This is a genomic window from Fodinicurvata sp. EGI_FJ10296 (assembly GCF_040712075.1).
Taxonomy (GTDB): domain Bacteria; phylum Pseudomonadota; class Alphaproteobacteria; order DSM-16000; family Inquilinaceae; genus JBFCVL01.
In genome coordinates this window covers 31,975-46,019 of record NZ_JBFCVL010000010.1, presented here as the reverse complement: position 1 = coordinate 46,019, position 14,045 = coordinate 31,975, and the positions used below count along the sequence as shown (strand labels likewise).

Here is a 14,045-nt window from a genome sequence, read left to right as displayed (position 1 = left end):
TCAGCCTCCGTCGCGGGTCGCCATAAGCCGGCGAACGGCGGTATTGTTCAGTGTCGCCAGGGCATCTTCGACCGCTATTCTATCGCGTGCCAGGGATATCCAGTCCGCCGCCGCCTCGGCTGCCTGCCCGTCCAGGGCGTCGAGCGCATCGAGTGCACCGCGCAGATTGTCGCTCATGACGCGGGCTTCCGCCCTTGCCAGGATCGCATCCGGTGTATCGCCCTCGACCTCTCCGGCAACGGGTCGAACCGACACCAGCCCCTGGACCCGCGATAGCGCCTCGTCGGTCCAACTGCCCGATTCCGGTGTTCGCGCCGCTTCGCGTACGGCGTCGGCCATCGCCGGGAATTGCGTCTGCAGTTCCGACAGGGTCGGTGCGCCGGATGACGCATAGGGCGTCAGCGTTTCGGCTGCCGACTCGATCTCACCATCACCGGCCGCGACTTCCCGCACGGTTTCCAGCGACTGCTCGAACGGCGCGCCGACGAACAGGGAATCGCGCAACTGTCCGACCGCCAGAACCAGGGCCATGGTGGTGGCGTCGGTCGCGGCGGCCTGCTCGGCGATACCGGCGACGCTATCGAGCCTGCCGGTGACGTCCCCCATCGTGTCGTCGACATCGTTGATCCGGCGTTCCAGTGTGTCGATGGCCTGACGAACATCACCGAGAGCCGCACGCTCGGATTCGAGACCGGAGATCCGTCCTTCAAGGGACTCAATGGCGCTGCCCTGGCCCTCGACGGCTTCAATCCGTTCTTCCAGCGCCGGCAGGCGCGCCGCCAGCCGGTCGTCCAATTGCTGGACCTCGTCTGCCAGCGTCGTGGCCCGGCTGTCGAAATCGTCCAGGATATCGGCCAGCGGCCGTCCGTCGATCTCGACGCCGGTAAAGGCGTCGACCCGCTCCAGGGCCTCCGTCATGTCGGATTCCACGGCCGAGATGCGGGTTTCGAAATTCTCGACGGCTGCCCGCGGTTCTTCCATGGCGGCGTCGACCCCGGATTCGAGCGTGTCAAGCCTCTCGGCCAGAAGCGCGGGATCGGGCGTATCGAGATAGCGCGGCGCCCATGCCGGGTATGTGACCAGGCCCGCGACGGCAATCACGGCGATCACCAGGGCGACCACGGCGACCATGAGCACGGCGGTGTCGCGCGGCGGCGCCGGTCGAGGGCCGCTATCGGCCGCGGGACGCGGAGGCTGTCCGGATGAACCGCCGGACGTGCTGCTTCCGGGACCGCTCGCTGTCGCTTTGCTGTCCGGCCGTTCCGCCGCACCGGTCTTCCGGTCGGAAGATCCCTCCGACGCCGCTGTCGGAGCGGGGCTGGCCCCCGAACTCGGCCCCGAACCTGGCCCTGAACCTGGCCAGGGCGAATTGCCGCCAGCTGTGTCTGTACGGCGACCCGGCTTTTGCCCGGTCGGCTGGTTCGTTTTGTCGCCTGTCAATCTCTCGCTCGCCAAATTCTCACCCGTCACTCTTTCCCGGCCGGAGGCGGCCGCTGAGGAACCGGCTGTCCTGCCGGTTTCGTCCGGCTTGCCGGAGTCGGCGGGCTCTTCGGTCCGTTCCGCAATCAGCGCCTCGCCAAGGGCCGTGTCATCCAGCGTGATGCCGTTGTCGGCGGCGGCCTTGACCAGTTCGTCGCGCCGGGCTTCGGGAATGACGCCACGCTTTTTCCAACCCTGTACTGTCGTTGCCGGTACGCCGATCTTCGCCGCCATGGGACGGATGCCGCCAAACGCCGCGATCACGCGTTCCGCCGCGCTTTCGGAAGCCGGATGGGCGTCGCCGCCTTCCCGCGTGCGATCAGTCGACGACGGCGCACTGGCGCGGCCGTCATCGGATGGTGATCCGTCCCGCGTCGCGTCGGGATTCTGATCGTCTCTCTTGTCACCGTCGGTCGACTGCATGGGCGTCGGCTCTCATCCCCGTTGGCGTGCTGGGGGCTTCGATGGCAGATGAGATACGGCGTCCAGGACAGCCTCGGTCGAGCGTGCTCGTGCAACGACGACGTTTCGCCAGGGAAGGTGCCGGATCTGATCCGCAACGTTACCACTCAAACAAACAGCGTACACGCCCCGCAACCGATCGTCCATCCCGGATGCCGTGACAAGATGTGCGATAAGGGCCGCCGTACGTGGTGAGAACAGCAGAACCCCTGCAACGGTTCCATCGACGAGCGATCCGTACGCTTCTTCCGAAAGCCCGGTGGCGGGCTCGGCGGTGTATGCGGAAACACTGTCCACACGGATGCCGGACGCCGACAGCATGCGGTCCAGGTCTCCGGCCCGGTGTGCTCCGGCAGGATGGAGCAGTCGCAGGGGGTCGGTTCTGCCTGACGGGGCCAGCGTATCGGCAATAAGTGCCGCGACTGACTGCACATCGCCATCGGCCGCGAGTACGTTCGTGAAACCGGCCCGGCGCGCTTCCTCGGCCGTTGCTTCGCCCACAGCGAAAACGCGGAGGCTGCGGTCGGGTGCCAGCTGCGCCCCGAACCGAACGCCATTGCGGCTGGTGAAGATCACCCCGTCGATCCGTTCGGTGACCGCCGGCGGCGTCAGTGGCACGATGGCAAGTGCGGGAGAAATCAGGGGGCGAACCCCGATCTCTTCAAGGCGGTCGGCCAGTTCCTCAGCGTCGGGCAGGGGACGCGTGACGATCCATCGGCTTTCGGCGCCCGGCTGGTCGACATCGCCGTTCGCTTCCACGGGGCTAGGCCCCGGTGGCGTGGGCCAGCATTCCCGCAGGCAGCCGGGAACGCAACGCCATGCCAAGGTCATGCCCGGTTTCGGCGGCATTGTCCGGATCGCTGGTCCCCTCGATTCGTTCGATCCGGCTGCCATCGGGGGCGGCGACCAGACCGGCGAATGCCAGTCGGCCGTCCTCGATCATGGCAAGGCCGGCAATCGGCGTTCGACAGGAACCGTCCAGCGCCGCCAGAAATCCCCGCTCCATGGCGACGCGAGCGCCGGTGCCAGGGCAGTGGAGGGCGGCGACACGCAGCGCCGTCGCCTCGTCGGATCGCCGGATCTGCAGCCCGATCGCGCCCTGCGCGACGGCCGGCATGATTTCCGACGGCTCCACGACGATGCTGCCGTCACCGACGGCGTGGCCGAGGCGATTCAGTCCGGCCAGCGCCAGCATGGTGGCGTCGACCTCGCCGCGCTCAAGCTTCGCGAGCCGGGTCGCGACATTGCCGCGCAGGACGCTGACGCGCAGATCCGGCCGCAGCGCCAGAACCTGAGCCTGCCTGCGAAGAGAGGCCGTTCCGACCATCGAACCGGCGGGCAGGCTGGAGAGGGTTTCGCCGCCGCGCGCGAACCACACGTCGCGCGGGTCTTCGCGCGGCAGCAGGGCAGCGAGAACCATGTTATCCGGCAGTAGTGTCGGGACATCCTTCATCGAATGGACACAGAGATCGATGTCGCCCTCGTCGAGCGCCTGATCCAGTTCCTTCGTGAACAGGCCCTTGCCGCCGATTTCCGCCAATGGACGGTCCAGAATCCGGTCACCGGTGGTCTTGATGACGACGATCTCGATTGGCTGCGCGCCATCCGGACCCGGCGCCAGATCGGGGTGTGCAGCGGCAAGTCTGTCGCGTACTTCGTGCGCCTGGGCGAGGGCGAGCGGACTGCCGCGCGTTCCGATGCGCAGTTTCGTCGGCATTGACCGGGCGGCTGGGCTCGGCGATATAACGTTGGTCATGCCGTCGGGTTTAGAAGCCCCGTCGCCCCGGGTCAACAGGGGAGCGGCGCCCGGCCATCCTTCCGACCGGCCCACCATCAGACCGGCACGCTGTCAACACGGAACGCCAGCATCATGTATGTGCTCGGAATCGAGACCTCCTGCGATGAAACGGCGGCGGCAGTGGTCGATGCCGATCGGCGTATCCTGTCCAATATCGTCCTGACCCAGTTGGAGGACCACCGTCCTTATGGCGGCGTGGTGCCTGAAGTTGCCGCACGCGCGCATCTGAAGCACCTGACGCCGATCGTGCGCAAGGCGCTGGCCGAAGCGGGACTAAACCTGGCGGATATCGACGGCGTTGCCGCGACAGCCGGACCCGGTCTTATCGGCGGCGTCATGGTCGGGACAACCGCCGCCAAGGCCATGGCCTTCGCCGCCGGCAAGCCGTTTCTGGCGATCAATCACCTGGAAGGGCACGCGCTGACGCCGCGCCTGACGGACGATGTCGCCTTTCCCTATCTGTTGCTGCTGGTTTCCGGGGGTCATTGCCAGTTGCTCATCGTCGAGGGCGTTGGCCGGTATCGGCGTCTGGGGACGACCATGGACGATGCCGTCGGCGAGGCCTTCGACAAGGTCGCGAAATGCCTGGGCCTCGGCTATCCCGGCGGCCCGGCCCTGGAGCGCGCCGCTGCCGACGGCGATCCCGAGAGCTACGACCTGCCCCGGCCGCTGATCGGGCGCGCCGGGTGCGAATTCTCGTTCTCCGGGCTGAAAACGGCCGTGCGCCAGATCGTCGACCGGCAACCGCCGGGCCCGCTGACCTACAGCGTCGTCGCTGATCTGGCCGCATCGTTTCAGGCGGCGGCGGCTGATGCCCTGGCCGACCGGACGGGCAACGCCCTGGCGATCGCCCGGAAGTACCTTGCCCAGCAGGAAAAGGGCTTGGGACTGACCGCACTCGTTGTCGCCGGGGGTGTTGCCGCGAACCGGACCATCCGCACCCGGCTCGCGGCGCTGGCCGAGACGGATGGGCTTCCGTTCGTTGCGCCGCCGCTTGCTCTGTGTACGGACAACGGGGCGATGATCGCCTGGGCCGGCGTCGAGCGGCTGCGCCTGGGGCTGGTCGACGGGCTGGATGCCCGCGCACGGCCCAGGTGGCCGCTCGACCCGGATGCCACGCCAGTCGCCGGGGCGGGGGTCAAGGCCTGACCATCCGGAGCCACTCTTCTGTAATGCGCCCACGTGACGCTTTGGAGAATTCGGGGTAGGCTCTGGCCGCCGCCGAGTCGCGACAACGAACCAAGGACTTCCAATCATGCATTTCGTCATTCAATGCACCGACAAGCCCGGATCCGCGGAAATACGCCGCGACAACCGCCAGGCTCATCTCGCCCACCTGGAACGTCATGCCGATCAGGTCGTGGCCGCCGGGCCAACGCTCGACGACAGCGGTGAGGCGATGACAGGTTCGGTGCTCGTGATGACGTTTCCGGATCGGGCGGCGGTCGATGCCTTTTGCGCCGACGACCCGTATGCCAGGGCCGGTTTGTTCGAGAGCGTCACGATCACGCCCTGGCGCAAGGTATTCCCGAAGTAACAACCACCTGCCTGAACGGGGGAAATGCCGCGATGGCATATTGGCTTGTCAAATCCGAGCCGGCCACATGGTCGTGGGACGACCAGATGTCTGTGGAGTCGGAACATTGGGACGGTGTGCGCAATTATCAGGCGTCGAACAATCTGAAAGCCATGCGCATTGGCGATCAGGCGTTCTTCTACCATTCCCAGAAGGGAAAGGAGATCGTCGGCATCGTCGAGGTCGTGAAGGAATACTATCCCGATCCCAGCGACTCGTCCGGCCGCTTCGGCATGGTCGATTTCAAGGCCGTCCGCCCGTTGAAGACGCCGGTAACGCTGGCGGCCATCAAAGAGCATCCGGAATTGAAGGAGATGCCGCTGGTCCGCCAGTCGCGGCTATCCGTGATGCCGGTATCCGACGAGCATTGGGCGCTGGTCTGCGAACTTGGCGGTACTACCGCCTGAGCGCGAAGACGTCTTTCGATTTGCGGCTATCGAACCGCAGCGGCAAGATTGCGGGCCGCGCGGGCTGTTTCGGCGCGGGTCGCCATGCCGCAACGGGTGTCATCGACGGCAATTCCCAGATCGTCGCAAAGCCGGATGGCGGCCGGGTCGCCGCTGTCGTGCAGCAGACCGAGCAGCGCGTCGAGGGTGGCGCGGTGCCCGTCCCGCTCAGACTGTTCTCCGTCTTGCACTTCCCCGCATTCTTGATCGACATGTTCGTTGGCGCTTTGGGCCGGGGTCGGCTGCGGCGTAAAACTTTCGGGTTCCATGAGTGGCGGCTCGGCTTGGTTGCTGACGACGGTTGGGCGCAGGAAAGACAGGATCAATGGTCGCGAATTCCGGTTAATGACGAGTAAACGCCGGGACGAAAACCGATCTGTTCCGATCGCCGCCGATGGCGCCGGTTGTGCGGCGCGACCCCGCTGTGGATAATGCGGCCACGAAATCCGTACGACCGGTGGTCGGATGCCGGTCCGAAACGGTGCGATGAACGGTCCCGACAGGATCAACGATCAAGATGCCAGGAGACGCCCGAAGATGACCGATACGACAATTCCTGTAAAACGATCCATTGCCGACACCGCGTGGATCGACGAGGAAAACTATCATCGCCTGTACGACCGGTCGTTGGCCGACCCTGAACAGTTCTGGGCCGAGCATGGACAGCGGCTCGACTGGATCAAGCCTTACACGAAGGTGAAGAACACCACCTTCGAAGGGAACGTCGATATCCGGTGGTTCGAAGACGGCCAATTGAATGCCAGCGCAAATTGTATCGATCGCCACCTCGATACGCGCGGAGATCAGACGGCGATTATCTGGGAAGGCGACGACCCTTCGGAAAGCCGGCACATCACGTATCGCGAACTGCACGAATATGTGTGCCGGATGGCCAATATTCTGAAGGCGCGCGGTGTCAGCAAAGGGGATCGTGTCACCATCTACATGCCGATGATCCCGGAAGCGGCCTATGCGATGCTCGCCTGCGCCCGTATCGGCGCTGTGCATTCCGTGGTGTTTGGCGGATTCTCCCCGGACAGTCTGCGTGACCGGGTGGTCGATTGCGACAGCAAGATCGTCATCACGGCCGATGAAGGACTGCGCGGTGGGCGCCGGGTCGGACTGAAGAAGAACACCGATGCCGCGCTCGAAGGACAGTCGGGCGTGCACACGGTCGTCGTCGTGCGGCGTACCGGTGCCGATATCGCCTGGACCGAAGGCCGGGATATCTGGTTCCACGAGGAAGCGGCCAAGGTATCGGCAGAGTGCCCGGTCGAGGCGATGAACGCCGAGGATCCGCTGTTCATCCTTTATACCTCCGGATCGACCGGCAAGCCGAAAGGCGTCCTGCACACGACTGGCGGCTACCTCGTGTATGCCTCGATGACGCACCAGTACGTGTTCGACTACCATGACGGCGACGTATACTGGTGTACCGCCGATGTCGGCTGGGTGACGGGACACAGCTATATTCTGTACGGTCCGCTGGCGAACGGCGCGATAACGCTGATGTTCGAAGGCGTCCCGACATACCCCGATGCGTCCCGCCACTGGCAGATCATCGACAAGCACCAGGTGAATATCTACTACACGGCACCGACCGGAATCCGCGCGCTGATGCGCGAGGGCGAGGGCCCGGTCAAGAAGACCGATCGCGGCTCGCTGCGCATTCTCGGCAGTGTCGGCGAACCCATCAATCCGGAAGCCTGGCTCTGGTATTACCGCGTCGTCGGCGACGAACGCTGCCCGGTGGTCGACACCTGGTGGCAGACCGAGACCGGCGGAATCCTGATTGCCCCGCTGCCCGGCGCAACGCCGCTGAAGCCCGGTTCGGCAACGCGTCCGTTCTTCGGGGTGCAGCCTGTTCTGGTCGACAACGACGGCAACGAATTGTCAGGCGCGACGGAAGGCAATCTTTGCATCGCCGATAGCTGGCCGGGTCAGATGCGGACCGTCTATGGCGACCACGACCGGTTCATTCAGACCTATTTCGCCGCCTTCAAGGGAAAATATTTCTCGGGCGACGGTGCCAAGCGCGATGCTGATGGCTATTACTGGATCACGGGCCGTGTCGATGACGTGCTGAATGTTTCCGGCCATCGCATGGGCACGGCCGAAATCGAGAGTGCGCTGGTCGCCCATGCCAAGGTCGCCGAAGCTGCGGTGGTCGGCTATCCCCACGACCTGAAGGGGCAGGGGATATATGCCTATGTCACGCTGAACGTGGGCGAAACGCCGAGTGAAGAGCTGCGGGCGGAACTGGTCAAGCATGTGCGCGCGCATATCGGTCCGATCGCCACGCCGGATCTGATCCAATGGGCGCCGGGCCTGCCCAAGACGCGGTCAGGCAAGATCATGCGGCGGATCCTGCGCAAGATCGCCGCCAATGAGCACGAGCAACTCGGCGACACGACAACGCTGGCCGATCCGGGCGTTGTCGACGACCTCGTGGACAACCGCATGAACCGCTGAGGCCGGGCCGGGTGGTATCAGGCAGACCCATGACAAGAAAGGGCCGGTGGCGATTGCCACCGGCCCCTTTCCTGTCTTGTCCGCCGGCATGGCCCAAGCCGCGCCGGCAGCGTCGGATATCAGCTGCGGGCGGAGCCGTAGCCGAATTCCGGATAGGCTTCCATGCCCAGTTCCGCACGGTCGAGCCCGGATTCCTCGTCTTCTTCGGAGACCCGCAGGCCCATGGTCAGCTTCAGGATGTACCAGATGATGGCGCTGGTCACGATCATGAAGCCTCCGATCGCGATGATGCCGACGAACTGGACCACGATGTTGCCGCCACCGAAGATTCCGACGGCAAGGGTTCCCCAGACGCCGGCGACAAGGTGAACGGAAATCGCGCCCACGACATCGTCGATGTGCAGCTTGTCGAGCAGCGGGACGACGAAGACGACGATGGCGCCACCCACGGCCCCGATGACCAGTGCGAGGAAATGGTTGGTCAGATCGGGTCCGGCGGTGATGCTGACCAGACCGGCGATCGCACCGTTCAGCCCCATCGACAGATCCACCTTGCCGAACATGATCTGGCAGAGGATCACGGCGGCGGTCACGCCGGCCGCGGCCGCCAGGTTGGTGTTGACGTAGACGATGGCCATCTCGGCCGCGGCCGCGGCGCTGCCGAGAGCCAACACGGAACCGCCGTTGAAGCCGAACCAGCCGAGCCACAGAATGAAGGTGCCGAGCGTGGCCAACGGCAGATTGGCGCCGGGCATCGGGTTGATCGACCCGTCGGCATTGTACTTGCCCCTGCGCGGGCCGAGAATGATGGCACCGACCAGCGCTGCCCAACCACCGACCGAGTGGACGATCGTGGAGCCGGCATAGTCGCTGAAGCCCATTTCCGTCAGCCAGCCGCCGCCCCATGTCCAGGAGCCCTGGATGGGGTAGAGAATGCCGGTCAGGATGATGACGAATATCATGAACGGCCAGAACTTGATGCGCTCTGCCACGGTTCCCGAGACGATGGATGCCGCCGTGGCGACGAACACCATCTGGAAGAACCAGTCGGACATGACCGAATAGCCGTTGTCGACAACGGCGGCCAGCGCTGCTTCATCGCCGCCCAGCAGGGCCAGTTCGTCGGCTGACGTATTATACAGCAGCGACAGGCTGCCAATATAGCCGCTGACGTCGGTGTACATCAGATCGTAGCCGATCAGGTAGTACATGATGCCGGCGATGGAATAGAGCGTAATGTTCTTGAGGCAGATGGCGGCCGTATTCTTGGACCGGACCAGGCCGCTTTCGAGCATCGAGAAGCCCGCGGCCATGAACATGACGAGGAAGCCGGAAACGAGAAAAGCGAATGTGTTGAAGACAAACGCGGTTTCCGGATTGACGCCGAGCGTGACAGCGGTTTCGGCCGCTTCCTCGGCTTCCTGGGCCAGCGCGGGCACGGCCATGGTTACGCCGGCCAGCCCGGCCATGCCCCCGAGCACGAGAAGTTTTTTAAGGCTTATTGTCATTTGAATTACAATGCCTCCGCGTTGGTCTCTCCGGTGCGTATCCGCACCGCATGCGTGATTTCCATGACGAAGATCTTTCCATCGCCGATCCGGCCGGTATTGGCCGACTTCTGCACCGCCTCGACGACCCGGTCTGTCAGGTCGTCGGACACCACGACCTCGATTTTGACTTTGGGCAGAAAGCTCACCGAGTATTCGGCGCCGCGGTAGATCTCCGTCTGCCCCTTTTGTCGGCCGAAGCCTTTTACCTCGCTGACCGTGAGGCCCTGGATACCCAGCGACGTGAGCGCTTCCCGCACCTCGTCGAGCTTGAATGGCTTGATGATGGCGACCACGAGTTTCATCGGTTCGGTTCCTTCATTGGTGGACCGTTACAAAGTTCGATCGGCAACAGGTTCAATCGGGAGCGCCCGGCCCCACCTTCCAACGCTGCGTTCACAGCGACACGAGGCAGGGCTAATTCAAAAGGTGTGCCGAATTCGGGGATGGCAGGAAAATCGGCGTCTTAACCGGCAAACTGTCCAAATGCGGCGCGCAGCTGTCCGCATCGCCTCCGCTTCGGTCTGCCTATTAAACGGGCAGTGCCTGGAAATTAGGCATGTGATAGCGATCAGGCGTGGCAGAGCGCCGCCCTTGCTGGACAGACGCCGTCCGCCGGGCCATCTTGCCTGGGGCAATTCGGGTGCCCCTTGCGGGCCTGAACCATGGGGACAGTGGGAAATGAACAGAAATACCGGCTCGACCGCGCACCGTTGGGCAACCGAGAGCGGGGGCAACAGGATCGAGGTCGACGTTGCGGTCGTCGGTGGCGGGCCGGCAGGGTTGGCGGCGGCGACGGCGCTTGCAGCGATTGGCGTCAGCGTCGCCCTGCTCGACCGCGAAAGCGCCGAGAAGCGGACGGAAGCCGGTTTCGACGGCCGCACGACGGCGCTGACATATGGATCTGCCAATGTCCTGAAGGGGATCGGTGCCTGGGAGGGCATGGCCGCCGATGCTCAGCCGATCGTGGCCACCGATGTCGTCGATCGCTTTTCGCCCATCCATCTCCTGGTCGGACAGGAGGCGATCGGGGATCATCCCTATGGTTTCAATGTCGAAAATGGCTATATCCGCCGGGCGCTCATCCAGCGGTTCCGGTCCTTGCCGGGGGCACTCGACCTTTCGCCATGCTCGGTCACGGCGATCGACGTTGGCGGCGCGAATGATGACGGCGGCGTCACCATCTCGCTGGACGATGGCAGAACGGTCCGGGCCGCCCTTCTGGTCGGCGCGGATGGACGGGGGTCGATTGTCCGCAAGGCGGCCGGCATCCGCGCGCGGCGCTGGGATTACGATCAGACGGCCCTGGTTTTCAACATACACCACGAAAAATCCCATCGGGGCATCGCCGTGGAGCATCTGCTGGATGGTGGTCCGTTCGCGATCGTGCCGATGACCGACGAGGCCGACGGTCGTCATCGCTCGGCCATCGTCTGGTGCGAGCGCCGCGCCGACGCACCGGCGTTTCTGGCGCTGCCCGACGACCGGTTCGACGCCGAGATTGCGTGGCGCACAGCGGGACGATTGGGGCGCGTCGAGCATTACGGCCAGCGCTTTTCCTATTCGATTTCCGGCCTTCATGCCGAACGCTACGTCGTTCCCGGCATCGCACTGGCCGGCGAGGCGGCGCATGCCGTCCACCCGATCGCGGCACAAGGCCTTAATCTGAGCATGCGGGATGCCGCCGCGCTGGCGGAAGTTGTCGCGGGGGCCAGGCGCGAGGGAACGGGACGCGGGGGCGCCGGCATCGGCAGCCTGTCCGTACTCAGGCAGTACGAACGCTGGCGGCGCTTCGACACGCTGCAGACGATCGCTTATACTGACACATTTCTGCGCGTGTTCCTGACGCGACGCCCGGGGGTCCGTTTTGCCCGCAACGCCGTTCTGGGGGCCATCAATGCCAGTCTGCCGCTCAAGCGCCGCATCATCCGGGATGCCATGGGCTTCGCGGGCCCGCAGCGGCCGGCACTGATGGATGGTCTGCTGCCAGCATCGTGACCTGACCGCCCCGATAGTGAAAGTTGCGGCGTCAGGCCGGATCGCGGCCGCCGAACAGTCGCCGAAGATCAGGTGTTCGTATGGGCTTTTGAGCAAATGCGGTGATGTTCAGCGCAGCGAGGGTATCGCGGTCGACCTCCGGCGGTTGACCGGAGATCAGGACGGCGGGCACGTCGATACCGTGTTGCCGCAGGTCGGCGATGAGCTCCAGTCCCGTCATGCGGGGCATGATCATGTCCACGACGATCGCGCGCCAGGCATTCGGCGCCTCACGGATGGTATCGATTGCCGTGGTCGGATCGTTGCAGCCGATGGCGTCCACGCCCAGCCGATCAAGCAGATCAGCAAGCAGATCGGCGATGGCGCCGTCGTCATCGATCACGAGAATCGTGCCCGAGCCGGTCGACAGATCGCGCGTGGGCGGCGTTGCAGGCTGCGGCGCGCCCAATTCCGCCTCGTGCTGGCCGGCCGGTCCCGAACGCGCCTCGTAATCCGTGCCCGGTAAATCGATCGCCGGAAAGACGAGTTCGACGGCGGTTCCCCGTCCCAGTGTGCTCCTGATCGTTACGGTGCCCCCGTGGGCGGCGACGATTCCGTTCACCGTTGCCAGTCCCAGGCCCGTGCCTTCGCCGGCCGGTTTGGTCGTGTAGAAAGGTTCTGCGATCTCTTCCAGATTTTCAGGGGCGATGCCGGTGCCGGTATCGGCGACGGTGACGACGGCATAGCGGTTGGCGGCCACCGGCTCGCCAAATCCGATGCAGTGCCCTTTACCGCGCGGCCGACCGTCGTCGATTTCCGGCTGCCTGGGCCGAACGGCCGTGTCGCGTTCGCCCAGACTGACGGCGACGCGACCGCCGTCGGCTGAAAGGGCGTCGCGTGCGTTCAGGCACAAATTCATTACGGCCTGAATCAGTTCGGTCTCGTTTCCGTCGATGAAAACCGGCTTCCGGTGTATCGGTCCGCGCAAGACGATACGATCGGACATCGACGATCCGCTCAGCGACAACGCTTCGTGAACGGCATGGCCCAGGTCGACGGGTCGGCGCTCTCCGCTGCGCCGAGTGCTGACGGACAACAACCGGTCGACCAGATCGCGGCCCCGTTCTCCGGCGGCGACGATCTGCCGGACATAGCCGTGCTGTTGACTGGCCGGCTGCAGATCGTCCTTCAGAAAACCCGCATATCCCATGATCGACGCGAGGAGATTATTGAAATCATGGGCGATTCCGCCCGCCAGGCGACCGATCGCCTGGAGCTTGCGCGCCTGTTGCGACTGGCGCTGGATGCGGGCGCGTTCGCGGTATTCGAGGTGCCGTTCGGTCGTGTCACGCTGGATCCAGACATGCCCGCCATCCGCAAGCCCTGTCAGCGTCGTTTCGGCCACCAGCGGTCCGCCTGAGGGACGTACGGCAGGGATTTCGCCGCGCCAGACCTCGCCGGCACTCGTGGCCGCCAGGATCGCGTGAATTGAAGCCGAGGTTTCTGCGGGTCTGAGGCAGACGTCCCACCGCCGGTTCTCGATCGTGCCGCGCTCGAGTCCGAGCATCCTGCATTGGGCCGGATTGGCATAAGTAACCGTGCCGGCCCGGTTCGTGATCATGATGCCGTCGCTGGCGGTTTCCATGGCCGTCAGCCGCCGCTGTAGCAATGCCTCGGCCCGCCGTTGCGGTGTGACGTCGGAGACGATCAGGAGCAGGCCGGGCTGAGCATTGCCGTCCTCGGGTATCGTGCTGATACGCGCATGGATGTGACGGACAGTGCCGGCAGCGGCGGGAATGACGGCGTCATGGGTCCAGCGATCCGCTCCGCCGGGGCCTTGGCGTGGCGGGTCCGAACCGAGCATGGCGGCGATGTCCGCGCCGGTTTGCAGCTCGCTGCTTTTCAGATCCCAGTCGGGTCGGAGGCGCCTGAAAAGGCAGCGGAAAGCGGCGTTGCAGTAGACGAGCCGAAAATCTGGGTCGGTTATGGCAATTGCGTCGCCGGCTCCGTCCAGGGCGGCGGCGATTCGGCTTTCGTCCGGGCTCATGGCATCCCGGTTCCCGGTATCGCAGCGCTGCGCCGCGCGGGACTTCGGTGGGGTTTGTTCTGCGTTCAAGTCGTCAGGCATTTGCGCACCCTAGCGTCTGTGCGCCGATCGTTCCAGCAATGTTACCGCTTCGGGCGCACCTATTGGTGTAGCTGTCCGGGTTTTTGTTTCGTTCAGGTTGCTAAATTCAACGCAAAGATGCATGCCCTGGGCTGGTGAACGGAAAATCCAGCTGGCCCGG

Annotated in this window: 12 protein-coding genes; 5 read left to right on the top strand and 7 right to left on the bottom strand. The window is 64.7% G+C overall.

The window, feature by feature from the left end:
* The 3 genes from ABZ728_RS20145 to hemC are packed head-to-tail and all read right to left on the bottom strand — an operon-like array spanning window position 1 to window position 3,658.
* On the bottom strand, window positions 1-1,902 hold the full coding sequence (locus tag ABZ728_RS20145) for a mitofilin family membrane protein (RefSeq protein WP_366658148.1): 1,902 nt from the start codon (window positions 1,900-1,902) through the stop codon (window positions 1-3).
* Window positions 1,903-1,914: 12 nt separating this feature from the next.
* Window positions 1,915-2,700, bottom strand: coding sequence for a uroporphyrinogen-III synthase (locus ABZ728_RS20140; protein WP_366658147.1), 786 nt, complete (start codon window positions 2,698-2,700; stop codon window positions 1,915-1,917).
* 4 nt (window positions 2,701-2,704) lie between these two features.
* Window positions 2,705-3,658, bottom strand: a complete 954-nt coding sequence (gene hemC, locus ABZ728_RS20135; RefSeq protein WP_366658146.1) for a hydroxymethylbilane synthase — start codon at window positions 3,656-3,658, stop codon at window positions 2,705-2,707.
* Between the two features lie 153 nt (window positions 3,659-3,811).
* On the opposite strand from hemC, the gene tsaD reads away from it, so the two are divergent.
* The 3 genes from tsaD (at window position 3,812) to ABZ728_RS20120 (ending at window position 5,722) form a co-directional block, all read left to right on the top strand.
* Window positions 3,812-4,888 carry a tRNA (adenosine(37)-N6)-threonylcarbamoyltransferase complex transferase subunit TsaD gene (tsaD, locus tag ABZ728_RS20130; protein ID WP_366658145.1) on the top strand — a complete coding sequence of 359 codons (1,077 nt, stop codon included), beginning with the start codon at window positions 3,812-3,814 and terminating at the stop codon, window positions 4,886-4,888.
* 106 nt (window positions 4,889-4,994) lie between these two features.
* Entirely contained in the window at window positions 4,995-5,276 is a 282-nt protein-coding gene (locus tag ABZ728_RS20125) for a YciI family protein (protein ID WP_366658144.1), read from the top strand.
* Window positions 5,277-5,308: 32 nt separating this feature from the next.
* Window positions 5,309-5,722, top strand: coding sequence for an EVE domain-containing protein (locus tag ABZ728_RS20120; RefSeq protein WP_366658143.1), 414 nt, complete (start codon window positions 5,309-5,311; stop codon window positions 5,720-5,722).
* Window positions 5,723-5,748: 26 nt separating this feature from the next.
* Here the strand turns inward: ABZ728_RS20120 and ABZ728_RS20115 are convergent, their stop codons facing one another.
* Window positions 5,749-6,087, bottom strand: a complete 339-nt coding sequence (locus ABZ728_RS20115) for a hypothetical protein (RefSeq protein WP_366658142.1) — start codon at window positions 6,085-6,087, stop codon at window positions 5,749-5,751.
* A gap of 211 nt (window positions 6,088-6,298) precedes the next feature.
* Between ABZ728_RS20115 and acs the strand changes: the two genes are divergently transcribed.
* Complete coding sequence (gene acs / locus ABZ728_RS20110) at window positions 6,299-8,233, top strand: acetate--CoA ligase (RefSeq protein WP_366658141.1); 1,935 nt, start codon at window positions 6,299-6,301, stop codon at window positions 8,231-8,233.
* Window positions 8,234-8,352: 119 nt separating this feature from the next.
* Here the strand turns inward: acs and amt are convergent, their stop codons facing one another.
* The gene (gene amt, locus ABZ728_RS20105; protein WP_366658139.1) at window positions 8,353-9,741 is read right to left on the bottom strand and encodes an ammonium transporter; all 1,389 of its coding nucleotides are present in this window, start codon (window positions 9,739-9,741) and stop codon (window positions 8,353-8,355) included.
* A 5-nt stretch (window positions 9,742-9,746) separates the two neighbouring features.
* A complete protein-coding gene (locus ABZ728_RS20100; RefSeq protein WP_366658138.1) occupies window positions 9,747-10,085 on the bottom strand; it encodes a P-II family nitrogen regulator in 339 nt (112 codons plus the stop codon).
* 376 nt (window positions 10,086-10,461) lie between these two features.
* Here ABZ728_RS20100 and ABZ728_RS20095 point away from each other — a divergent pair, with 376 nt between their 5' ends.
* On the top strand, window positions 10,462-11,778 hold the full coding sequence (locus tag ABZ728_RS20095; RefSeq protein WP_366658137.1) for an FAD-dependent monooxygenase: 1,317 nt from the start codon (window positions 10,462-10,464) through the stop codon (window positions 11,776-11,778).
* Between the two features lie 31 nt (window positions 11,779-11,809).
* Here the strand turns inward: ABZ728_RS20095 and ABZ728_RS20090 are convergent, their stop codons facing one another.
* The gene (locus tag ABZ728_RS20090; RefSeq protein WP_366658135.1) at window positions 11,810-13,804 is read right to left on the bottom strand and encodes an ATP-binding protein; all 1,995 of its coding nucleotides are present in this window, start codon (window positions 13,802-13,804) and stop codon (window positions 11,810-11,812) included.
* Between the last annotated feature and the right edge of the window lie 241 nt (window positions 13,805-14,045).